This is a genomic window from Microvirgula aerodenitrificans DSM 15089, from assembly GCF_000620105.1.
Taxonomy (GTDB): domain Bacteria; phylum Pseudomonadota; class Gammaproteobacteria; order Burkholderiales; family Aquaspirillaceae; genus Microvirgula; species Microvirgula aerodenitrificans.
Window position 1 is genome coordinate 331,451 of sequence record NZ_JHVK01000001.1, and the last position, 22,243, is coordinate 353,693.

22 protein-coding genes are annotated in these 22,243 nt (G+C 66.1%); 12 read left to right on the top strand and 10 right to left on the bottom strand.

Annotated features, from left to right (window positions below):
• Positions 1-18: 18 nt before the first annotated feature.
• Positions 19-1,395 (bottom strand): FAD-binding oxidoreductase, encoded by a 1,377-nt coding sequence (locus Q352_RS0101550; RefSeq protein ID WP_036384717.1) that lies wholly within the window; start codon positions 1,393-1,395, stop codon positions 19-21.
• A 135-nt stretch (positions 1,396-1,530) separates the two neighbouring features.
• Here Q352_RS0101550 and dnaX point away from each other — a divergent pair, with 135 nt between their 5' ends.
• From dnaX to recR, 4 genes are read left to right on the top strand one after another with little or no spacing between them, the layout of a single operon-like run.
• Positions 1,531-3,606 carry a DNA polymerase III subunit gamma/tau gene (gene dnaX / locus Q352_RS0101555; protein ID WP_028497804.1) on the top strand — a complete coding sequence of 692 codons (2,076 nt, stop codon included), beginning with the start codon at positions 1,531-1,533 and terminating at the stop codon, positions 3,604-3,606.
• Positions 3,607-3,609: 3 nt separating this feature from the next.
• Positions 3,610-3,936, top strand: a complete 327-nt coding sequence (locus Q352_RS0101560; protein ID WP_028497805.1) for a YbaB/EbfC family nucleoid-associated protein — start codon at positions 3,610-3,612, stop codon at positions 3,934-3,936.
• 27 nt (positions 3,937-3,963) lie between these two features.
• Positions 3,964-4,365, top strand: coding sequence for a GFA family protein (locus tag Q352_RS0101565; RefSeq protein WP_028497806.1), 402 nt, complete (start codon positions 3,964-3,966; stop codon positions 4,363-4,365).
• Positions 4,366-4,377: 12 nt separating this feature from the next.
• Positions 4,378-4,980, top strand: coding sequence for a recombination mediator RecR (recR, locus tag Q352_RS0101570; protein WP_028497807.1), 603 nt, complete (start codon positions 4,378-4,380; stop codon positions 4,978-4,980).
• On the opposite strand, the gene Q352_RS0101575 is transcribed toward recR, so the two are convergent.
• Together Q352_RS0101575 and ddaH are read right to left on the bottom strand one after the other, a co-directional pair.
• On the bottom strand, positions 4,977-6,392 hold the full coding sequence (locus tag Q352_RS0101575; RefSeq protein WP_036384720.1) for a basic amino acid/polyamine antiporter: 1,416 nt from the start codon (positions 6,390-6,392) through the stop codon (positions 4,977-4,979). The two genes, recR and Q352_RS0101575, sit on opposite strands and share 4 nt — an antisense overlap.
• Positions 6,393-6,601: 209 nt before the next feature.
• The gene (gene ddaH, locus Q352_RS0101580) at positions 6,602-7,366 is read right to left on the bottom strand and encodes a dimethylargininase (RefSeq protein ID WP_028497809.1); all 765 of its coding nucleotides are present in this window, start codon (positions 7,364-7,366) and stop codon (positions 6,602-6,604) included.
• A gap of 229 nt (positions 7,367-7,595) precedes the next feature.
• On the opposite strand from ddaH, the gene Q352_RS0101585 reads away from it, so the two are divergent.
• The 3 genes from Q352_RS0101585 to Q352_RS0101595 all read left to right on the top strand — a co-directional run bounded on the left by Q352_RS0101585 (position 7,596) and on the right by Q352_RS0101595 (position 10,829).
• Positions 7,596-8,966: a sigma-54 interaction domain-containing protein gene (locus Q352_RS0101585; protein ID WP_028497810.1), complete on the top strand. Its 1,371-nt coding sequence runs from the start codon at positions 7,596-7,598 to the stop codon at positions 8,964-8,966.
• Between the two features lie 67 nt (positions 8,967-9,033).
• The gene (locus Q352_RS0101590) at positions 9,034-9,612 is read left to right on the top strand and encodes a hypothetical protein (RefSeq protein ID WP_146745014.1); all 579 of its coding nucleotides are present in this window, start codon (positions 9,034-9,036) and stop codon (positions 9,610-9,612) included.
• A 47-nt stretch (positions 9,613-9,659) separates the two neighbouring features.
• On the top strand, positions 9,660-10,829 hold the full coding sequence (locus Q352_RS0101595; protein ID WP_028497812.1) for an autotransporter outer membrane beta-barrel domain-containing protein: 1,170 nt from the start codon (positions 9,660-9,662) through the stop codon (positions 10,827-10,829).
• Positions 10,830-10,906: 77 nt separating this feature from the next.
• Here Q352_RS0101595 and Q352_RS0101600 read toward each other — a convergent pair whose 3' ends face one another.
• Together Q352_RS0101600 and Q352_RS0101605 are read right to left on the bottom strand one after the other, a co-directional pair.
• The gene (locus Q352_RS0101600) at positions 10,907-11,257 is read right to left on the bottom strand and encodes a tRNA-binding protein (protein WP_028497813.1); all 351 of its coding nucleotides are present in this window, start codon (positions 11,255-11,257) and stop codon (positions 10,907-10,909) included.
• A 38-nt stretch (positions 11,258-11,295) separates the two neighbouring features.
• Positions 11,296-11,562: a hypothetical protein gene (locus Q352_RS0101605; RefSeq protein ID WP_028497814.1), complete on the bottom strand. Its 267-nt coding sequence runs from the start codon at positions 11,560-11,562 to the stop codon at positions 11,296-11,298.
• 274 nt (positions 11,563-11,836) lie between these two features.
• Between Q352_RS0101605 and Q352_RS0101610 the strand changes: the two genes are divergently transcribed.
• The 3 genes from Q352_RS0101610 to Q352_RS19460 all read left to right on the top strand — a co-directional run bounded on the left by Q352_RS0101610 (position 11,837) and on the right by Q352_RS19460 (position 15,217).
• Positions 11,837-13,519 (top strand): ShlB/FhaC/HecB family hemolysin secretion/activation protein, encoded by a 1,683-nt coding sequence (locus Q352_RS0101610; protein ID WP_036384722.1) that lies wholly within the window; start codon positions 11,837-11,839, stop codon positions 13,517-13,519.
• A 158-nt stretch (positions 13,520-13,677) separates the two neighbouring features.
• Complete coding sequence (ssuC, locus tag Q352_RS0101615; RefSeq protein WP_036384724.1) at positions 13,678-14,472, top strand: aliphatic sulfonate ABC transporter permease SsuC; 795 nt, start codon at positions 13,678-13,680, stop codon at positions 14,470-14,472.
• Between the two features lie 10 nt (positions 14,473-14,482).
• On the top strand, positions 14,483-15,217 hold the full coding sequence (locus Q352_RS19460; protein WP_051528608.1) for an ATP-binding cassette domain-containing protein: 735 nt from the start codon (positions 14,483-14,485) through the stop codon (positions 15,215-15,217).
• Between the two features lie 43 nt (positions 15,218-15,260).
• Here Q352_RS19460 and Q352_RS0101625 read toward each other — a convergent pair whose 3' ends face one another.
• The 4 genes from Q352_RS0101625 to ssuD form a co-directional block, all read right to left on the bottom strand.
• The gene (locus tag Q352_RS0101625) at positions 15,261-16,196 is read right to left on the bottom strand and encodes a CysB family HTH-type transcriptional regulator (RefSeq protein WP_028497817.1); all 936 of its coding nucleotides are present in this window, start codon (positions 16,194-16,196) and stop codon (positions 15,261-15,263) included.
• 197 nt (positions 16,197-16,393) lie between these two features.
• Positions 16,394-17,362 carry a sulfonate ABC transporter substrate-binding protein gene (locus Q352_RS0101630; RefSeq protein WP_028497818.1) on the bottom strand — a complete coding sequence of 323 codons (969 nt, stop codon included), beginning with the start codon at positions 17,360-17,362 and terminating at the stop codon, positions 16,394-16,396.
• A gap of 59 nt (positions 17,363-17,421) precedes the next feature.
• Entirely contained in the window at positions 17,422-18,273 is an 852-nt protein-coding gene (locus tag Q352_RS0101635) for an amidohydrolase family protein (protein WP_028497819.1), read from the bottom strand.
• A complete protein-coding gene (gene ssuD, locus Q352_RS0101640) occupies positions 18,270-19,406 on the bottom strand; it encodes an FMNH2-dependent alkanesulfonate monooxygenase (RefSeq protein WP_028497820.1) in 1,137 nt (378 codons plus the stop codon). The genes Q352_RS0101635 and ssuD overlap by 4 nt, the downstream gene beginning before the upstream one ends.
• A 227-nt stretch (positions 19,407-19,633) precedes the next feature.
• Between ssuD and Q352_RS0101645 the strand changes: the two genes are divergently transcribed.
• Positions 19,634-20,428: an SDR family NAD(P)-dependent oxidoreductase gene (locus tag Q352_RS0101645; RefSeq protein WP_028497821.1), complete on the top strand. Its 795-nt coding sequence runs from the start codon at positions 19,634-19,636 to the stop codon at positions 20,426-20,428.
• A gap of 6 nt (positions 20,429-20,434) precedes the next feature.
• On the opposite strand, the gene Q352_RS0101650 is transcribed toward Q352_RS0101645, so the two are convergent.
• Complete coding sequence (locus Q352_RS0101650) at positions 20,435-21,346, bottom strand: LysR family transcriptional regulator (protein WP_028497822.1); 912 nt, start codon at positions 21,344-21,346, stop codon at positions 20,435-20,437.
• A gap of 107 nt (positions 21,347-21,453) precedes the next feature.
• On the opposite strand from Q352_RS0101650, the gene Q352_RS0101655 reads away from it, so the two are divergent.
• On the top strand, positions 21,454-22,089 hold the full coding sequence (locus Q352_RS0101655) for an NADPH-dependent F420 reductase (RefSeq protein WP_028497823.1): 636 nt from the start codon (positions 21,454-21,456) through the stop codon (positions 22,087-22,089).
• Positions 22,090-22,243: the final 154 nt, after the last annotated feature.

Consider the following 22,243-nt stretch of genomic DNA (forward strand, 5'->3'; position numbering starts at 1 on the left):
CCGTGCCGGCGCCCGGTGCTAGTCCAGCGTGACGATTTTGCCCGGGTTCATCAGGTTTTGCGGGTCGAAGGCGCGTTTCAGCGCGCGCATCATGTCCAGCGCGTCCTCGCCATGCTCGGCACGCATGAAGTCCATCTTGTGCAGGCCGACGCCGTGCTCGCCGGTGCAGGTGCCGTCCATGTCCAGCGCACGGCGCACGATGCGGGCATTCACGGCTTCGGCGCGTTCGCGCGATTGCGGGTCGGCGGGGTCGACCAGCAACAGCACGTGGAAATTGCCGTCGCCGACATGGCCGAGCACGGTGGCCAGGATGCCGGACGCGTCGATATCGGCACAGGTGGCAGTCACGCATTCGGCCAGCCGGGAAATCGGTACGCAGACATCGGTAGTCACGCAGGTCGAGCCCGGCTGCAGCTGCAGCGAGGCAAAATAGGCTTTGTGCCGCGCCGCCCACAGCCGGCTGCGGTCTTCCTGGCGGCTGGCCCACTCGAAATCGGTGCCGCCAAACTCGTGTGCGATGGCCTGCACGGTCTCCGCCTGCTCGGCCACGCCGGCCTCGCTGCCGTGGAACTCGAACAGCAGCGTCGGCGCCTCGCGCAGCGACAGCTTCGAGTAGGCGTTGACCGCACGGACGGCCTGGATATCCATGAACTCGACCCGTGCGACCGGAATCCCGTACTGGATGGTGCGGATCACGGTATTCACGGCGTCGGCGACGCTGTCGAAGGTGGCGACCGCCGCCGATACCGCCATCGGCTGCGGATGCAGGCGCACGGTGATTTCCGTCATGACGCCCAGCGTGCCTTCCGAGCCGACGAAGGCCCGGGTCAGGTCATAGCCGGCCGATGACTTGCGCGCCCGCGTCCCGGTATGGATGACCTTGCCGGCGGCGGTGACCACGGTCAGCGCCAGCACGTTCTCGCGCATGGTGCCGTAGCGAACGGCATTGGTGCCGGACGCGCGGGTGGCGCTCATGCCGCCCAGGCTGGCGTTGGCGCCGGGGTCGATCGGAAAGAACAGCCCGCTGTGGCGCAGCGCGTCGTTCAGCGCCTCGCGGGTCACGCCGGCCTCGACCGTGGCGGTCAGGTCGTCGGCGTCGATGGCGATGATGCGGGTCATGCGCGACAGGTCGAGGCTGAGCCCGCCCCGGATGGCGAGCAGATGGCCCTCGATCGACGAGCCGGCGCCATACGGGATGACCGGCACGCGGTGGCGGGCGCAAACCTGCACGATGCGGGCGACCTCGTCGGTACTGTCGGCGAAGGCGACCGCGTCGGGCGGCATGGCCGGGTAGGGGGATTCGTCGCGGCCATGCTGGTCGCAGACGCTGCGGGTGGTGGACAGGCGGTCGCCAAGCAGCGACGACAGCTCGGCCAGTGCGGCGGCAGGAATCATTGCAGTTTCTTCTCCCGGGATCCGTTCCGGATCGGTTGCAGTCGGTTTTTATGCAAAAAAGACTACGCCCCCCTCCGGCTTTTTGCAGCATCCCTTTATGAGTTGTCCGGCAACCTAAGATAGAATCCGCTACCTATGAGCTATCAAGTCCTTGCCCGCAAGTGGCGTCCGAAACGCTTTGCCGATCTGGTCGGCCAGGAGCACGTCGTGCGTGCGCTTGGCAATGCGCTGGCCGGCGAACGCCTGCACCACGCCTATCTGCTGACCGGCACACGCGGGGTCGGCAAGACCACCATCGCCCGCATTCTGGCCAAGAGCCTGAACTGCGAACGCGGCGTTGGCGCCGAGCCGTGCGGCGAATGCGCGGCCTGTCGCCAGATCGACGCCGGCCGCTTCGTCGACCTGCTCGAAATCGACGCGGCCAGCAATACCGGCATCGACAACATCCGCGAAGTCATCGAGAACGCCCAGTACACGCCGACCGCCGGCCGCTACAAGGTGTACATCATCGACGAAGTGCACATGCTGTCGAAGTCGGCGTTCAACGCGATGCTGAAGACGCTGGAAGAACCGCCGGCGCACGTCAAATTCATTCTGGCCACCACCGACCCGCAAAAGGTGCCGGTGACGGTGCTGTCGCGCTGCCTGCAGTTCAGCCTGCGCAACATGACACCGCCGCAGGTGTCCGGCCACCTGGCCCATGTGCTCGAAACCGAGCAGGTGCCGTACGAGCCCGGCGCGCTGACGCTGCTCGGCCGGGCGGCCAATGGCTCGATGCGCGACGCGCTGTCGCTGCTCGACCAGGCGATCGCCTATGGCCTTGGCGAAGTGCAGGAAGCCGGCGTGCGCGCCATGCTCGGGGCCGTTGACCGCCGCTACCTGTTCGCGCTGATCGCGGCGCTGGCCGATGCCGATGGCGCGGCCCTGCTGGCCGAAGCCAGCGAACTGGCGCAGCGCGGCGTCGGTTTCGATGCCGCGCTGGAAGAACTCGCCTGCCTGTTCTACCAGATATCGCTGGCGCAGACCGTACCGCAGGCACTGGCCGAGGACGATCCCGACCACGAGGCGCTGCTGGCACTGGCGCAGACCCTGGCGGCGGAAGACGTCCAGCTGTATTACCAGATTGCCACCCAGGGCCGTCGCGACCTGCCGCTGGCACCGGACGAGCAGCTCGGCTTCAACATGACGCTGCTGCGCATGCTGGCCTTCCACCCGGCGCATGCGCCGGTGGCCGAAGCCGCTGCCCCGGCCAGTCCGGCACCGGCCGCTGCCGCGCGTCCTGCCGTCGAACGGCCGTCCTCCCCGCCGCCTGCGGGCGGCACCGGTCCGGCTGCGGCGCGTGCCGCACTGGAAAAATTCCTCAAGCGCGGACCGGCGACCCCGCCACCCGCGCCGGCGACCCGGGTCGCGCCGCGCCCGGCTGCGCCAACGCCACCACCCGACGACACGCCGCCGCCTGAACCCGAGCCGGTACCGGCGCCCGAGCTTGTGGCGGAACCGCCGCCTGTACCGGAAGCGGCTGTCGTGCCGCCCTGGGACGACGCACCGGTCGCCGATGCCGTAGCCGATCAGCCGGCGCCGGTCGTCGAGGCGCCGCCGCCGGTCGAGCCGGCCGCAGTGGCCGACGACGATGCGCAGCCCGACGGGCTGACCGCGGCCGAGGCCGAAGCGCACGACGACATGTTTGGCGAACCGCCCGCCGCCGTTGCCGCGGAACCTGCTCCGGAACCGGAAGCGGCGGTACTGCCGCCTGCCGCCGACGCTGGCGTGCCGGCCGTAGCGCCGGTTATCGCGCCGGTCGGCGCCGATTCGCCGCTGTCGTTCGACGGCGACTGGATTGCGCTGGTCGACCAGTTGAAGGAAGGACTGGGCGCGAAGGCGCGCATGCTGGCGCAGAACGCCGAGTGCGCCGGGCTGGACGGTACCCGCTTTGCCTTGCGCGTGCCGTCTGCCCACCGCTTCGTGTCCGGACACGATTACCAGCAGCAACTGGCCAGCGCGCTGGCCGATCACTTCGGCCAGCCGGTGCAGATCGATGTCGAGATCGGCGAAGTGGCTGGCGAAACCCATCTGATGCAGCGTGCACGGGTGCAGGGCGAAAAACTTGCCGCCGCGCGCGCCGCCATCGATAGCGACCCGAAAGTGGCCGAGCTGATGCGGGAATTCAACGCCACGCTCGTGCCCGAATCCATTCAACCGATTGAGGAGTAAGCCATGTTCGGCAAGAACGGTATTGCAGGCCTGATGAAGCAGGCGCAGCAAATGCAGGAAAACATGAAGAAGGCCCAGGACGAGCTGGCCACCATCGAGGTGGAAGGCCAGTCCGGCGCCGGCATGGTCAAGATCACCATGACCTGCAACCACGACGTCAAGCGCGTGCAGATCGACGACAGCGTGATGGACGACAAGGAAATGCTGGAAGACCTGGTCGCTGCCGCCGTCAATGACGCGAACCGTCGCATTGACACCACCACCCAGGAAAAAATGGGCGGTTTCTCGCAAGGCCTGAATCTGCCGGCAGGGATGAAGCTGCCGTTCTGAGTGATCCGGCTGCCCGGAGGGCGCGCGATGGATGACTGTCTTCAGGGCCGCTGCCTGTGCGGCGCGGTTCGCTACCAGTGTCACGGCCAGCCGCTGAAGGCAGGCTATTGCTACTGTCGCACCTGCCAGCGGGCGACCGGGGCGCCGGTGTATTTCGGCGTCTCGTTCCCGCGCGAGGCGGTGAGCGTGGACGGGCAGACCGCCCGTTACCGCTCATCGGCACGTGCGTGGCGGCATTTCTGTCCGACCTGCGGTTCGAGCCTGTTCTTCGAGCCGCTCGACGGCGACTATTTCGAAGTCAGCGTTGCCACGCTGGACCATCCGGAAGCCATTGCGGCGCAGGTCCATGTGTGGACCGCCAGCGCCATTCCCGGTTTCCATATCGACGATGCCCTGCCGCGCAGCCTGCACGGCGAGCTCGACGACTGATCCCTCGACTGCATGAAAAATCCTCCCTCGCTCGATTCGCTGATCACCGCGCTGCGTGTCCTGCCCGGTGTCGGCCCGAAGTCGGCGCAGCGCATGGCCTATCACCTGATGCAGCGCGACACCGCCGGCGCCGACCGGCTTGCCCGCGCCATCGACCATGCGCGCAGCCATCTGAAGCACTGCGCCCGCTGCAATACCTTCAGCGAAAGCGAGCTGTGCGGAGTCTGTGCCGATCCGCAGCGGCGCCAGGACCTGCTGTGCATCGTCGAGATGCCGGCTGATGAAATGATGATTGAACAGACCCGCAGCTACGACGGCCTGTACTTCGTGCTGATGGGACGGGTATCGCCGCTGGACGGCCTGACCGCGCGCGACCTGCCGCTGGAACAGCTGGCGCGGCGGGCGCTGGACGGCACGGTATCGGAAGTGGTGCTGGCGACCAATTTCACCGCCGAGGGCGAGGCGACAGCGCATGTGCTGCACACCTTGCTGAAGGATCGCGGGCTGACGCTGACGCGCATTGCCCGTGGCCTGCCGGTCGGCGGCGAGCTTGAATACGTCGATCCCGGCACGCTCGCACAGGCACTGTACGAGCGGCGCGGGATCAAGGATTAAAGCGCCAGCTTGCCGCTGAGCATGGCGACGACCGCCGTCACCGCCAGCACCAGTACCACACCGGCTGCCAGTTGCTCGCCCCGGTTGGCGAACACCGGTTCGCCGCGTTCACGCCGCGCCCACAGGAAGAACAGCAGCCCCGGTGCATACAGGATCATCGACAGCAGCAGGAACTTCAGCCCGGCGGCATAGATCAGCCATACCCCGTAAGCCGAGCCCAGCGCGGTCAGACCGATACGGGCGGTGGACGGCTGCGGCGCGTGCATGGCCTGTTGCAGCGAGAAGCCCGCACACAGCAGATACGGGATCAGCGCCATCGACGTGGCCAGCTGGATCAGTGCGTTGTAGCCGGACGCATTCAGATAGGCGATCAGCAGCAGACCGGAAACCAGTACATTGGTCAGCCACAGTGCCGGTGCCGGCGTACCGCGGGCGTTGACGCGACCGAACAGCGACGGCGCAGTATTGCGCTCGCCCCGGCTGGCCAGGTACAGCATTTCCGCCGCCAGCATGGTCCAGGCCAGCAGGGCGCCAGCCACCGAGACGATCAGGCCGATATTGATCAGCGCCGCGCCCCACGGTCCGACGGCCGCTGCCAGCACCTGCGCCATCGACGGATTCTTCATCGCCGCCAGTTCATGCTGCGGCACGATGCCCAGCGACAGCACCGACACGCAGACCAGCAACAGCATGGTGATGATGAAACCGAGGAAGGTTGCCCGGCTGACGTCGACCATATTGCGCGCCCGGGATGCATAGACCGTGGCGCTCTCGATGCCGAGGAACACCCACACCGTATACAGCATGGTGTTCTTCACCTGGTCGGTCACGCTGCCCAGTGCCGCGCTGCCCCAGAAATCGATGCGGAACACATCGACGCGGAACATCAGGGCGGCACAGACAATGAACAGGCCGATCGGCACGATCTTGGCCACCGTGACCACGAAGTTGGTCAGCGCCGCGCTCTGCACACCGCGCAGCACGAAGGAGTGGACCAGCCACAGCACGGCCAGTTCGCACAGCAGGGCCGGCAGCGTGGTGCCGTCGCCGAAGAAGCTCAGCGCGGCGAACGAGCCGAGTGCGCTGAACATGACCACCAGATAGCCGGTACTGCCGATCCAGGCCGAAATCCAGTAGCCCCAGGCGGCATTGAAGCCCAGATAGCGGCCGAAACCCTCGCGCGCATAGCCATAGACCCCGTCGTCGATATCCGGACGCGATGTCGACAGCCACTGGAAGATCCGCGTCAGCGTCAGCATGCCGACGAAGGTGATGGCCCAGGCAATCAGGATGGCGCCAGCGCCAGCCCCTTCGGCCATGTTCTGCGGCAGGCTGAATATGCCGCTGCCGATAATGCCGCCCACCACCAGCGCCGTCAGTGCGGGCAGGCCGAGTCGTGTTGCGTTTGTCATTGTGCGCTCCACCGAAAAGGCCCGGGATTGCCCGGGCCGGTTTGCTCACCCGCCTGCATCATGCAGGACGGATGAGCGAAGCGGGGTCTGCCCGCCACTGCAGGGGCGGGCGGAGCCGGAAGGCAGCGGAGAAACTGCCTGCCAGCCCCGCACCCCGTCGGACAGGCACCGTTGCCCCCCGGCTACCGGTGCCCGCCGGACATGCCGGTTCAGAAGCGCAGCGACATGCAGCTCACCCCGCCGTCCACCTTGCGGTATTCGGACGTGTCGACTTCGATCACCTGGTAGCCGAGTTTGGCGATCTTGTCGCGGGTGACCGGGTAGCCGGAAGGCATGATCACGCGTTCGTTGACCCAGATGCAGTTGGCTGCATACGACTCTTCTTCCGGAATCTCGATGATGTTGAACGACTGGAATTCCGGCTTGGTGATGAACTCGCCGCAGGCCAGCAGATTGTTGTGCTCCAGATAGGCGAGGCCGGTCTTCAGGTGCAGCACTTTTTCCAGTTTCACCACCGAACCGGTCATGCCGTGGCGTTCGAGGATGGCGATCATCTGCCGGGCGCCTTCGGCATTGGTCCGTGCCGACTGGCCGATATAGAAGTGGCTGCCGACCATCATGATGTCGCCGGCTTCGACCGTGCCCGGTGCCGTGATGCGCTCGACCTTGCCCGGATAGAAGCGTTCGATGGTCTCGACGATGATCTCGGTTTCCTCACGCCGGGTTTCGGCGCCCGGGCGGGTGATGATGGCGCAATGCGGTGTGCACAGTACCGGGTCTTCGACAAAGACCGAGTCCGGAAAGCGTTCATCCGCCGGCAGCAGCGTGATGTCCACCTCGCAGGTTTGCAGCGCCCGGATATAGGCATTGTGCTGTTCGAGCGCCTTTTCATAGATCGGCTTGCCCAGATGGCTGGAGCTCAGTCCGTCGACCAGCGCGCGGCAGGGAGTGCGGGCAATGATGTGCTTGAACATGGTGGAGTCCTTTCCGTTTGGTAATCGGGAGTGTCTGCCTGTTACTTAGCAAGGTGCGTGCCTGGTTTTCTGGAATTTCAGACGCTGAAAAATGGAAAATGCGGTGTTTTTCGCTGTTTTTTGCCATATTCAGGCTGGCCGAAGCAGGTAAAATGGGATCGTTTGTCGAAAAACGGACGCATGTCCATATTTCGACGATCCTGCGACTCAGACAGAACAAGGGATTGTGATGACAACCGACGACCACGCGACATTCCGTGTTGCCGAATCGCTGCAATGGCTGGTTGACTGCGTCCGGACCGGTCTGGACGGGCTCGATCAGCCGGTCACCATCGTCGATACCCAGGGCCGCTTCGTTTACTACAACCATGCCAGTGCCCTGCTGGACGGCACCGACCCGCAGCAGATGATCGGTTGCCATGTGCTGGAGATCACGCCGTGGCTGGATGCCGATGACAGCACGCTGCTGCGCTGCCTGCGCGAGCGGGTGCCGCTGGTCGATGCCTATCAGGCCTACCACGGCGCCGGCGGGCAACCGGTCCATTACCTGCACCGTGCCTTCCCGCTGCTGGATCGCGACGGTGAGCTGATCGGCGCGATGGAAGTCGGCCGTACGGTATCGGAAATGCCGAGTGACGGCGCGGCGCGGCATACCCCGCCACCGGACATCCTGACCCGTGACCCGGCCATGCAGCGGCAACTGGCGGCGCTGGACATCTTCGCCGTGACCGACCTGCCGTTGCTGATCCATGGCGAGACCGGAACCGGCAAGGAACTGTTTGCGCGGCGCGCGCATGCGATGAGCCGCCGCGGCGCGCGGCCGATGATCAGCCTGAACTGCGCCGCCATTCCGGAAACCCTGCTGGAAAGCACGCTGTTCGGCACCACACGTGGCGCGTTTACCGGTGCGGAAAACCGCAAGGGCATGTTCGCCCTGGCTGATGGCGGCACCCTGTTCCTGGACGAAATCAACTCGATGCCGCAGTCGCTGCAGAGCAAGCTGTTGCGCGTGCTGCAGGACGGCAGTTATCTGCCGCTGGGCAGCCAGCTGGCCCAGCATGCCAATGTGCGGCTGATTGCAGCGCTGAACCAGCGACCGCGCGAGGCGATCGCCGATGGCCGCCTGCGCGAGGACCTGTACTACCGGCTCAATGTCGGCTGCCTGCATATTCCGCCGCTGCGCGAGCGCCGTGACGACATCGCGCTGCTGGCACACGCCTTCGTCCGCCGCGATGCGGCCGAACTGAACCCGAACGTGACCGCGCTGGGCGATGCGGCGCTGGCGCAGCTGCAGCGGCTGCCATGGCCCGGCAATGTCCGTGAGCTGGAAAACGCCATCCGCCGCAGCCTGCTGCTGCATGGCGGGCAGGGGGCAGTGCTGGAGCGGATCTCGCTGCCGGACGACGGCGAGTCGCCGGCACTGCCGCCGGTCCTGCCGGTCGACGGCGACCTGCACCACCGGCTGGAGGAGGCCGAACGACAGTGGATCGCCCAGGCGCTGGCGACGCATGGCGGCAATGCGGCCCGGGCGGCAGCGGCGCTGGGATTGCCGCGCACTACCCTGATCGGGCGCATGCAGCGGCTGGGGCTGCAGGCCTGACGGAGAGGGTTTTATCCTGCGGCCAGATCCGGCGCTGCGATGACAAAAAGGTAATTCCGTCCCGGATTTGCTCAGAACGACCGGCGCCGGTTCGGGGGTGGAACAGCAGGACCAGCCGGCGGCGGTCCAGTTCGCCACCGATCTTGGCGTCGGCAAGACCTTGCTCAACAACGGCATCATTGATGCCTCATTGATGGTCGAGGACACCAACTACGGCATCCGGGTCACCCGGAATCTGGCCGGCACCCTGACCAATGCCGGCGCTATCCGCGCGGGGTCGGCCAATCAGACGGGGCAATGGGCCAAGGCCTACGGCATTTACATCGATGGCGATCTTTCCGGCACGCTGACCAAGAACCGGAACATGTCTGCCAGTGCGGCCAATAGCGCCGGACAAGGTCTGGCCGTTGCCGACGGCATCTACAGCGTCACGATTTCCGGCCAGCTGGTCAACAATGGCCTGATTACCGGCACGGCCACCAACAGCGGCAACAATGGCGACATCCGGGTGCGGGGCATCGAGGCCGAGACCATTTCCACGGGGGGCAGCCTGCTCAACGCCAGCGGTGGTGTCATCAACGTCTTTGCCGCCGGGGAGACCGGCGGGTTTGCCTCCCTAACGCCGGCACCATCGACCTGGGGCTGAAAGACACCGGCTATGTCGTCGGCAACTTTACCCAGACCGGGACCGGCGTGCTGCGCATTGCCGCCCAGAGCAGCCTGACCGGCGGTTACAGCCAGCTGGCCGTGGACGGTGTCGTCAGCCTCGCCGGCAGCGCCGATGTCGACGTCAAGACCGCCAACACCCTCGCCGTCGGCCAGAAGCTCGTCGGCGTGGTCATGGCCGGGGGCGGCCTCAGTGGCAACTTCAGCAAAGTCACTGACAACAGCGCCCTGTTCGACTTCAGGAGCCTGGCCATCAACAGCGGGGAAGGCGGCCGCATCGACCTCGAGATCGTCAAGAGCCAGAGCACCAGCGCCAGCCAGGCCGCCATCAGCAATGGCAACAGCCCGGCCCTGGGGGCTGCCCGGGTCTTTGACCGCCTGATCGCTGGCGGCAATGCCGGCGGTGACATGGGGACCGTGATCACCGCACTGGGCCAGCTCGGCAGCGAGCGCGAAGTATCGAACGCCGTCAGCCAGACCCTGCCGCTGCTGACCGCTGGCGCATCCCAGGCGACCAGCGGCGCGCTGCACGGCACCAACCGCGTGGTGCAGGCGCGTCAGGAAGGCCAGCACGGCCGCTCGTCCGGCGACGAGTTCTTTACCGACCGCCGGGTCTGGGCCAGGCCGCTCGGCAGCTGGGCCGATCAGGCCGACAGCAACGGTGCCAGCGGCTACACGGCCAGAACCTACGGCATGGTGGTCGGGGCCGACACCGGGCTGAACGAATCCAGCCGTCTTGGCGTGGCGGTGGCCCATACCCTGGCGCTGGGCGAGCGCACCTCGTTCACCCCGTCGCTGCGCGCCGACTACGCGGTGATCCGCGACCAGGGCTACCGCGAAACCGGCGCCGATGCGCTGAACCTGAACGTGGACAGCAACCGGGCCGAGGAACTGATCGTCGGCGTGGACGGCAAGCTGTCGCAGATACTGAACGAGCGCACGACGCTGGTGGCGAACATCGGCGCCGGTTACGATTTCCTCGGCAAGCAGTCGAGCATTGTCGCCGCCTTTGCCGGCACGCCGTCGGCCGCGTTCACGACCAAGGGCATCGAGCCGAGCAAGTGGCTGGGTCGCGGCGGGCTGGGGCTGGTGAACCGGGTCAACGACACGCTGGAACTGTCTGCACGCTACGACATCGAGTTCCGCGAGGGCTTCACCAACCAGACCGCTTCGGTCAAGGCGCGCTGGATGTTCTGAGTCCGGCTTCCCGCTTCGTCAGCAACAGAAAAGCCACGGGCGAAAACCCGTGGCTTTTTGTCGGGTGCGAGGCTGCGCTAGCCTGCGCGCGAGCCGTTCGGCAGGGGGTGTTCGGGCTGGGCCAGCGCCGGTTTGGCGACGCCATCGGCAAAGCCGATGTCGAACACCATGCCTTCCGACACCACGCCGGACAGTTTGCGCGGTGCGAGATTGACCACGAACAGCGCCTGCTTGCCGACAATCTCCTGCGGATCGCGTTCCTGCTTCATGCCGGACAGGATGGTGCGCTGGAAATCGCCGAAGTCGACGGTCAGTTGCACCAGCTTGTCGCTGCGCGGCACATCGTCGACGGCAAGAATCTGGCCGAGACGGATATCGAGTTTGTCCAGATCGTCCAGGGTGACGACCGGTTTGACGGGAGCGCTCATGAGGTGTCCTTGCATGGGCGTGCTCGCCGGGACACGCGTCAGCGCTTGCGTTCCCGGATGACCACGCCGATTTCATAACGTTCGCCATCCGTGTGCCGGTAGCAGTGCCGGACCTCGGTCTCGGCGACGAATGGCGTGGCGCGGTAGGCGCCGATATCGGCTGGCAGCATGGTGACCTCCAGCCGCTCCGCATGCTGGGGCACGAAGTCAGCCAGAAAGACCATGCCCTCGACCGACAGATGCGTACATTCGCCCTGGTGGGTCTTGTTGGTAATCAGCGAGCGGACTTCCAGCTGATGACGCATTTTTATCCAGCGTGCGGTCATGGGCCCCAGTCTGCCCCGCGCGGGCAATTTTTGTAAGCCCCGGGTCATCGATGGCTCGGGAAACAGTCGTGGGAAAAAGTCCGGAATCCGGGGCTGGGCCAAGCGGGGAGCAGGGTTTCTTTCCTTCTTTATCCTGCCTGGCAAGCCGTAAAAAATCAGTTTTTTCCGTATGAAATTAAAGATTCGTCGCGATGTCAGTGCCAGCCTGGCCGCGTAGCGTACGGGCTCCTGCGACCTCCTTGCCCGCGATGACATGTCGTTCCTTCTCCGCCGCCTCGTGACCACCAGCCTGGCCCTGGGGCTGGCGCAACTGCCGCCCGTCAGCCTTGCCGACACCCCGGATCAGGAACTGATTCGTCAGCAGGAACGGGAAAAGGCGCAGCGTGAACGGCTGGAGGCCCTCCCCGCGCTGCGCCTGCCGCCCCCGGAAACGGGAGGAGGGGCCGACTGGCCGGCGGACGAAACCCCGTGCTTTCCCATTCATACCGTCCGCCTCGACGGCGAACAGGCCGAACGCTTCCGGCGGGCACTGGCGGCCATCGGCGATCCTGCTGGTCGCTGCCTCGGCGCGCTGGGCATCGCTGCCGCCGCCCGCCGGGTACAGCAGGCGATCGCGAGCGACGGCTATGTCACCACCCGGGTGCTGGTCGGTGCCCAGCATCTGGATACGGGAATCCTGACACTGACCGTGCTGCCCGGCCGCCTGCGCGCCATCCGCGACGAGACCGCTTCCCGCCTGCGCCCGGCGCATCGCAATGCGATTCCGGTCCGCCCCGGAGACCTGCTGAACCTGCGCGATATCGAGCAGGGGCTGGAAAACCTCAAGCGCGTACCGTCGATCGAAGCCGCGCTGCGCATCGAGCCGGCCGAGCAACCCGGCATCAGCGACCTGGTACTCAGCGGCAACGAGGCCTTTCCGTACCGGCTGACCCTGTCCGCCGACGATGGCGGCTCGCGCTCGACCGGCCGCTACCAGGGCACGGTGACGCTGTCGATCGACAATCTGCTGACCCTCAGCGACCTGTTCTATTTCAGCACCGGCCGCAGCCTCGGCGGCGACGGCGGGCCGCGCCACGGTACGCGCAACAGTGCGGTCCATTATTCCCTGCCTTTCGGTTACTGGTTGCTCGGTGCCAATGCCAGCGACTACGACTATTTCCAGACCGTGGCCAGCCCGGTTCCCGGCCGGGTGTACCGTGGCAACAGCCGCAACGCCCAGCTCAGCCTGTCCCGGGTGCTGTTGCGCAGCGCCGAACGCAAGACCACCCTGGCATTGCGCGGCTGGCGACGGCAGTCGAGCAACCACGTCGACGACAACGCGATGGCATCGCAACGCCGCCGCACCGCGGGCTGGGAACTGTCACTGGGCCAGCGGGCGCACCTGGCCGGCAGCCTGCTGGAAGGCACACTGACCTGGCGGCGCGGCACGGGCGCGTTCAATGCCTTGCCGGCACCGGGGCAGAGGCTGGGCGAGGAGGATGCGCGCGGCGGTTTGCTGCGCGCCGACCTTGGCCTGACCCTGCCGTTTTCGTGGCCGGGACAACGCTGGCGCTATGCCGGCACGCTGCGCGGGCAGTGGAGCGATGTCGCGCTGACGCCGCAGGACCGTTTTGCCATTGGCGGACGCTACAGCGTGCGTGGCTTCGATGGCGAACTGTCGCTGACCGGCGAGCGGGGCTGGCTGATCCGCAACGAGCTTGGCCTGAGCCCCGGCGGCGGCAGCCAGGAGCTCTATCTCGGTCTCGACCATGGCCGCGTCGGCGGCCCGTCCGCCCGGCGGCTGCTGGGCCGGGAACTGAGCGGTGCGGTCATCGGCTGGCGCGGTGGCAGCAGCCGGCTGAACTGGGACCTGTTCGCCGGCTGGCCGCTGCGCAAGCCGACCGGGTTCCGGACCGCCAGAACCACGGGCGGTTTCAGCATCAACAGCAGTTTCTGAGCCGGAGGACAAGGTCTGTCTGGCGCATTCGGCTTATCTCGATTTCTGCATTGATAGCCATTTTTTCGCATTTCCGCCCCGCCGGGCCCCCGGTTATCGTGGCTGCGCATCCCGAAGCGTGAGTCGGGTCCGTTCATCAAGAAAAGCGAAGGGCTTCCATGTCTGTTTCCCTGACCAGGCCCGCCCGGGCGCTGGGGCGTCATGCATTGCCGTGGCTGGTACCGGCGCTGCTGATCGCGATCTGGCAACTGGCGTCCGGGCTGGGCTGGATCAATCACCGGGTACTGCCGGCGCCGCTGGACGTACTCAAGGCCGGCATCGAGCTGACGCTCAGCGGCGATATCTGGGCACACCTGAAAATCAGCTTCTGGCGGGTCAGCGTCGGTTTTGCCATTGGCGGCAGCCTCGGGCTGGTGCTGGGGCTGGTATCCGGCCTGTCGCGGCTGGGCGAGGGGCTGTTCGATACCTCGCTGCAGATGCTGCGCAATATTCCGCCGCTGGCGCTGATTCCGCTGGTCATCCTGTGGTTCGGTATCGATGAATCGGCCAAGGTGTTTCTGGTGACTTTCGGTGTGCTGTTCCCGATCTATCTGAATACCTTCCACGGTATCCGCACCATCGATCCGGCGCTGCTGGAAATGGCGCGCAGCTATGGGCTGAAGGGCTTTGCGCTGTTCCGCCATGTGCTGCTGCCGGGGGCCTTGCCGTCCATTCTGGTCGGCGTGCGCTACGCACTGGGCATTGCCTGGATCATCCTGATCGTGGCGGAAACCATCTCGGCAAGCAGCGGCATCGGCTATCTGGCGATGAATGCCCGCGAATTCCTGCAGACCGATGTCGTGGTGCTGGCGATCCTGCTGTATGCCCTGCTGGGCAAGGCAGTGGACATGCTGGCGCGTGCGATCGAACGCTACAGCCTGCGCTGGCATCCGTCCTACCAGACCGCGCAGTAAGGAATCTGAAATGAGTGTACGAGAAAACCTGAATGGCGCCGCGCTGGACATGCGCGCGGTCGGCAAGCGCTTTGGTCCGCGCACGGTGCTGGACGGGCTGAACCTGCATGTGCCGGTCGGCCAGTTCATTGCGGTCGTCGGTCGTTCCGGCTGCGGCAAGAGCACGCTGCTGCGGCTGGTGGCCGGGCTGGACAAGCTCGATGACGGTGAACTGAATCGCCATGATGCCGGCCAGGTGCGGGTGATGTTCCAGGATGCACGGCTGCTGCCGTGGAAGACCGTACTCGACAATGTCGGTCTCGGGCTGGACGGTGACGACAGGCAGGACCGCGCGCGCCAGGCACTCGACGAGGTGGGGCTGGCCGATCGCGGCCATGAGTGGCCGGTACGGCTGTCCGGTGGTCAGCGTCAGCGCGTGGCACTGGCGCGGGCGCTGGTGCACCGGCCGCGCCTGCTGTTGCTGGATGAACCGCTGGGCGCGCTCGATGCCCTGACCCGCATCGACATGCAGCAACTGATCGAGCGCCTGTGGCGGCAATATCGCTGCACGACCCTGCTGGTCACCCATGATGTCGGCGAGGCGGTCGCCCTGGCCGATCGTGTGGTGCTGATCGAAAACGGTCGGGTCGGACTGGATCTGCCGGTCGATCTGCCGCGCCCGCGCGACCGTGCGGACCCGCGCTTCGTGGCGCTGGAAAGCCGGGTGCTGGCCCGGGTGCTGGGGCAGGATACCGGGGCATCGTGATGCCGGTTCCGCGTGTGGCCGGGGCTGCCCCGGCCACACGGGACTATTCCGGTGCTCGCGACAGCTGCAGCGCCTGGCGCACGGTCTGCTCGTCGAGGCTGGACGAGCACAGCTCGATAAAGCGATAGGCGTAGCTGCGCAGATAATGGCCGCGGCGGATGGCCAGCCGGGTGGTCTGGCTGCCGAACAGCGGGGGGCCCTTCAGCTCGGTGATGCCGTGGTCGCGGGACGGGTCCACAGCCATCGACGCGACAATGCCCAGCCCCAGCCCCAGTTCGACATAGGTCTTGATGACATCGGCGTCCAGCGCCGTCATGACGATGTCCGGCGTCAGGCCGGCCTCGGCAAAGCCACGGTCGATCTGGGCCCGGCCGGTGAAGCCATGGTGATAGGTGACGATCGGGTATTCGCTGATCGCTTCCTTGCTCAGGGTCTGCGCCTGCTGCAGCGGGTGATCGACCGGGGCGATCACCGAGTGATGCCAGCTGTAGAACGGGAACGACGCCAGTTCCGGCACGTCGGCGATGGCTTCGGTGGCGATGCCGATATCGGCCTGACCATCCAGCAGCAGACGGACCAGCTCGTCAGGACTGGCCTGATGCAGCACCAGATGGACCCTGGGAAAAGCCGCCTTGAACGCGGTAATGACCCGCGGCAGCGCGTAGCGCGCCTGGGTGTGGGTGGTGGCGACGGTCAGCTGGCCCTGGTCACGCTGGCTGAACTGCTCGGCCAGACGCTTGATATTGCCGGCGTCGAGCAGCATGCGCTCGACAATGACCAGCAGCTCCTTGCCCGGGTCGGTCAGACCGAGAAAGCGCTTGCCCTTGCGGACAAACAGCTCCACGTTCAACTCGTCTTCCAGATCCTTGATGTGCTTGCTGACGCCGGACTGCGACGTGAACAGGGCATTGGCGACCTCGGTCAGATTGAAATGCTGCCGGACCGTTTCCCTGATGATGCGTAATTGCTGGAAATTCATGCCAAACCTGCCATATCGGTTGGAGGCCACGCACCGGTCTGGCCGGCCCGGCCTGATTGCTAATAACCGGATGCATGATATTGGCGTGTTTTATATTTCAAAAATAACTATTGATTTGCTGCTTAGCACCGCGGATGCGGTAGAAACGGCAACGGCCCGGTTTCTGACCGGGCCGTCGGGACAGGGCGGGCTCGCGCCTATTTCGGTGCCTGCCAGACGATGTCCCTGACCACCAGTTTCTTCGGGATCAGCTTCAACTGGTAGAAGGTGTCGGCAATGCGCTGCTGGCCGGCGATGATCTTGCCGTCCAGCGGCTTGACGCCATACGACGCGCGGTTGGCCGCCAGCTGCACGATCGACTTGTCGAGGCCGATCTGTGCCGACAGCACATCGGCGACCTCGTCGAGGTGGGTCTTGCTCCAGGCATCGAGTCTGGCCAGTTCCTCGATCACGGCCTTGATCACGGCCGGGTTCTTCTTCGCATAGCTGCCGGACGACAGATAGAACTGGTTGTTGTCGACCACGCCGCCGCGGCCGTCGGCGATCCGTCTGGCGCCGGTCTGCTTCTCGGCAGCGGCATAGAACGGGTCCCAGATCGCCCAGGCATCGACACTGCCGCGCTCGAACGCGGCACGGGCATCGGCCGGCGGCAGATAGACCGGGGTGATGTCGCTGTATTTCAGGCCGGCTTTCTCCAGTGCCCTGACCAGCAGGTAATGCACGTTCGAGCCCTTGTTCAGCGCCACCTTCTTGCCCTTCAGTTCCTTCACGCTGTGAATGGCCGAATCCCTCGGCACGACAATGCCCTCACCGGCCGGGGCCGGCGGTTCGGTGGCGATATACAGCAGGTCGGCGCCGGCCGCCTGGGCGAAGATCGGCGGGGTTTCGCCGGTGGTACCGAAGTCGACGCTGCCGACATTCAGCCCTTCCAGCAGTTGCGGACCAGCCGGGAACTCGGCCCACTTGACCTCGATGCCCAGCGGCGCCAGGCGCTTTTCCAGTGTGCCACGGGCTTTCAGCAGCACCAGCGTGCCGTATTTCTGGTAACCGATGCGCAGCGGATCGGGTTTGTCGGCGGCGGAGGCCAGGCCCGGCAGGGCGATGGACAGGCCGATGGCGGCCAGCAGTCCGATCAGGGTGCGGCGGCGGGGAGTAAACGGTGTCATCAGGAGCCTTTGTCTGAATCAGGGCCGCGACAGGCGGCCGGGGAGAGGGGAAGAAAGCGTCAGTGCCGCAGCCCGAGCAGGCGTTCGGCATTGCCGTGCAGCACCTTGTCCAGCACCGATTCCCTGAAGCCGAGCGCGATGAAATCGTCGATCGACTGCGAGATCGGGCGGAACGGATACGATGACCCGAACAGGAACTGGTCGGCCATGAAGCCGTTGGCCGCGTCGACATAGCGCTGGCTGCCGGGCACGAACAGGTACATGTCCGGGATGACGTGGATGTTCTCGTGGCGGAAGGCGAGGCCGACGACCTGATCCACGTTCGGCCAGAAGCCGTGGTAGCAGACGATGGGCAGCTGCGGAAAATCGCGCGCAACCCGTGCCACCGGCGCCGGGTCGTTGAACGCCGGGTCGGGGGTGGTCGGCCCGGTCATCAGGCACACCGGCACGCCGAGTCGGGTGCAGGTCTCGTAGACCGGGTAGAACACCCGGTCGTCGGCCCGTCGTGCCGGCTCGCCAAAGCCGGGCTCGATATCGATGGCGGCCAGCCCCAGCTGTCCGATGGCCCGTTCGGCCTCGTCGACGGCAGCCAGTCCGTCGCTGGCCGGGTCGACGCCGGCGATGCCGATCAGCACCTCGTGCTGGTGGACGATGTCGTGGATCAGGTCGTTGGACAGCCGCTGCGACGGAATCTGCCGGCCGACCACCACCGCGCGGGACAGGCCGGCCTGGCGCACCACGTCGAGAAAGCCGTCGCGGGTCAGCGAGGCGGTGAAATGGCTGTCGTCATGCGAACCGACACGGCGGTTCAGCCAGCGTGCCGTCTCGAAGGCGGCCGTGCCCGGCGTGGCGCCGAAGAAATCATGCAGAAAGGCCGGCCGGCAACGCATGTCGATCACGGGCGTCGTCATGCGGCCACTTTCGCGCGGACGGTGCTGGCGTCGAACGGCCCGCCGGTGATGACCTGGGCGCCGGACACGGTGTGTTCCTTGCCCGGCAGCAGCGGAAACACCAGCTCGGCGAAGCGGAAGGCTTCTTCCAGATGCGGATAGCCGGACAGCACGAAGGTGTCGACGCCGAGGTCGGCATATTCCTTCAGCCGGGCGGCAACGGTCTGCGGATCACCGACCAGCGCGGTGCCGGCGCCGCCGCGCACCAGACCGACGCCGGCCCACAGGTTCGGGCTGACTTCGAGCCGGTCGCGCCGGCCGCCGTGCAGTGCGGCCATGCGCCGCTGCCCTTCCGAATCCATGCTGGCGTAGCGCTGCTGGACTTTGGCAATCGTCTCGTCGTCGAGGTGGCTGATCAGCCGTTCGGCGGCGGCCCAGGCCTCGTCACTGGTCTCGCGGACGATGACGTGCAGACGTACACCAAAGCGGACGCTGCGGCCATGACGGGCCGCGCGTTCGCGGACGTCGGCGATTTTCTCCGCCACAGCCGCCGGCGGCTCGCCCCAGCTCAGATAGGCATCGACCTGTTCCGCCGCCAGCTCGTGCGCCGCTGGCGACGAGCCGCCGAAGTACACGCCGGGATACGGCTTCTGCACCGGCGGGAAGTAGTTCTTCCCGTCGCGAATCTGGTGGTACTTGCCGTCGAAATTGACCGTCTCGCCGGCCAGCAGCTGGCGCCAGATGGTCAGAAACTCGCCGGCTTCCGCATAACGGGCATCGTGGTCGAGGAAGATGCCGTCCGCCGCCAGTTCGGCCGCATCGCCGCCGGCGACGACATTGATCAGCAGGCGGCCGTGCAGCGCCTGGTCCAGCGTGGCGGCCATCCGCGCTGCGGCGGCCGGACGGGTCAGCGCAGTCCGCACCGCGACCAGCAGCTTCAGCTTCCGCGTCACCGGTGCAATCGACGCGGCGGTCACCCACGGGTCGACGCAACCGCTGCCGGTCGGAATCAGGATGCCGTCGTAGCCGAGGGTATCGGCCGCCACCGCCACCTGACGCAGATACTCGTTGGTCACGCTGCGGCCGGAGGCCGATTCCCCAAGATAGCGCGTATCGCCGGAAGTGGGCAGGAACCAGAAAATGTCGAGACTCATCGTTCATTCCTTGTGGCCGGTTCCGGAACGGAAGCGGCGGATAACAACAAAAGGGATGAACGATTGTAGAAAGTGCCCCGGAGCCGGAGAACTGATTAAAACTGCATAGTTAATCTGCCAGATGCATAACCGGCACGAGGTTCCCGTGCCGGGATTGATTCCGGCTTCCGTCATGGCTAGGGTGAAGGCCGGCAGCGGCCATTCCCGTGTCAGACAAGGAGTCAGAAATGCATATCGAACTTTCCGGCAGGACCGCCATCGTCACCGGCTCTACCGCCGGCATCGGCCTGGCGACCGCGCGCGGGCTGGCGGCGGCCGGCGCCACGGTCGTGGTCAACGGCCGGACCCGCGAGGCAGTCGACCGCGCACTGCAGGAGATCATGGCCGCGGTGCCGGCGGCAAAGGTGTACGGGGTGGCGGCCGATCTCGGCCAGGCCGAGGGCTGCGAGACGCTGCTGGCGGCGCAGCCGGCGTGCGACATTCTGGTCAACAATGTCGGCATCTTCGGCCCGCAGGATTTTTTCGATATTCCCGACAGCGAATGGACCCGCTTCTTCGATGTCAACGTGATGTCCGGGGTGCGGCTGTCACGCGCCTATCTGCCAGGCATGGCCCGGCAGCAGTGGGGGCGGGTGGTGTTCCTGTCCTCGGAATCGGCGCTGAACATCCCGGCCGACATGATCCATTACGGCATGACCAAGACCGCGCTGCTGTCGGTGTCGCGCGGGCTGGCCAAGCGCATGAGCGGCACCGGCGTCACCGTCAATGCGGTGCTGCCCGGTCCGACCCTGTCCGAAGGTGTCGCCGCAATGCTGAAGGCAGATGCCGAGGCGGCCGGCCAGACCATTGCCCAGGCCGGTACGGCCTTCGTCAAGGCCCACCGCCCATCGTCGATCCTGCAGCGGCTGGCTACGGTCGACGAAGTCGCCAATCTGATCGTCTATGCGTGCTCGCCACAGGCCTCGGCCACGACCGGCGCGGCGCTGCGGGTCGATGGCGGAGTGGTCGACACCATCGCCTGATCGCGCTCAGTCGGCGGCCGGGCTGCTCCACGGTGCATCCCGGAACGCATCGACCAGAAAATCGACCAGCCGGCGCACCTTTGGCGGCAGATGCTTGCGGCTCGGATAGACGGCATGGACGCCGAGCGTGGCCGCGCGGTAGTCGGGCATCAGCTCGACCAGGTCGCCGCGGCGCAGGTCGTCGTCGACCAGGAAGCTCGGCTGCAGCATGATGCCGCCGCCGCGCAGCGCGATGGCGCGGCAGGTATCGCCATTGTTCGAGTCGACGCAGGAGTGCGGGTGGATCGAGACCCGGCCGTCCGGTCCGTCGAAGTGCCATTCGTCGCGGTCGGCCCAGTTGGTGTAGGCGAGCACGCGATGATCGGCCAGCTGCTGCGGGTGCGTCGGTGTGCCGTGCGCAGCCAGGTAGGCCGGTGACGCGCACAACTGCATGCGGGTGGTCGCCAGCTGGCGGCTGATCAGGGTCGAATTCGGCAGCGAACTGATGCGCACCGCCAGGTCGTAGCCCTCGTCGACCATGTCGACCAGCCGGTCGTTCAGCGTCACGTCCAGCGACACCCGCGGGTAGCGTTCCAGGAAGGCTGCCCAGCATGGCGCCAGGTGCAGGATGCCGAACGTGACCGGCACATTGATGCGGATGGTTCCACCGGGCTCGGCGGCACGCGAGCTGACCTCCGATTCCGCCTCGTCCAGCGCCGCCAGCAGCTCGCGGGCGCGCAGGTAGAACAGTCGCCCTTCCTCGGTCAGCGACAGCCGCCGGGTAGTGCGCTGCAACAGGCGCACGCCCAGGCGCTTCTCCAGCGCGTCGACATGGCGCGACACCGCAGCTTTCGACATGCGCAGCGGCTCGACCGCACCGACAAAACTGCCGGCATCGACCACGGCGGTAAACACGGTCATTTCCAGAGCGCGATCCATATTGTTCCATTTTTCGGGATGGTAAGTCTTTATTTTACGTGTTTATCATCAAGGTCAGGGTCAATAAACTGGGGGCTCCTGATCAAGCAACGCATAGAGGCAACAGCATGAACATCACCGTTATCGGTACCGGCAACATGGGTTCGGCCTTCGTCAAGCAACTCACCCGGGTCGGCCATGTCGTCCGCGTCACCGGCCGCGATCTGGCCAGGGCGCAGGCACTGGCCGCCACCTATCCGGGCGCCACCGCCGCGCCGGCTGCAGAAGCGCTTGGCGACAGCGAGGTGATCGTGCTGGCGACCGGCTTTGACGATGCGGTGCCGGCGCTGCGTGCGCTCGGCCAGATGGACGGCAAGGTGGTCATCGACATCACCAATCCGCTGACCGCCGACTACATGGGCCTGACCCTTGGCCATGACACCTCGGCGGCCGAGGAAATCGCCCGCGCCGTGCCCGGCATCGAACTGGTCAAGGCGTTCAACACCCTGTTCGCGCCGGTGCTGGCTGATGGCCCGCAATTTGCCGACGGACAGGTCGCGCCGGTGTTCTTTGCCAGCGACAGCGAGCGTGCCAGACAGACGGTGAAGGCGCTGATCGACAGCCTCGGCTTCAGGGCCGTCGATGCCGGTCCGCTGAAAAACGCCCGCTACCTGGAGCCGCTGGCCGGTCTGAACATTTACTTCGGTTATGGCGCCGGCCTCGGCACCGCCATCGCCCCGACCTGGATCGCCAAGGCCGCCTGATCCGGCCCCCGACACTGGAGACACCGCCATGCCGCTCCCCGTTCTGTTCGTTTCCCACGGTGCACCGACCTTTGCACTCGAACCCGGCCGGGCCGGGGCGCTGCTGGCGGACATCGGTCGCCGGTTGCCGCCGGTCAGCGCCGTGCTGGTGCTG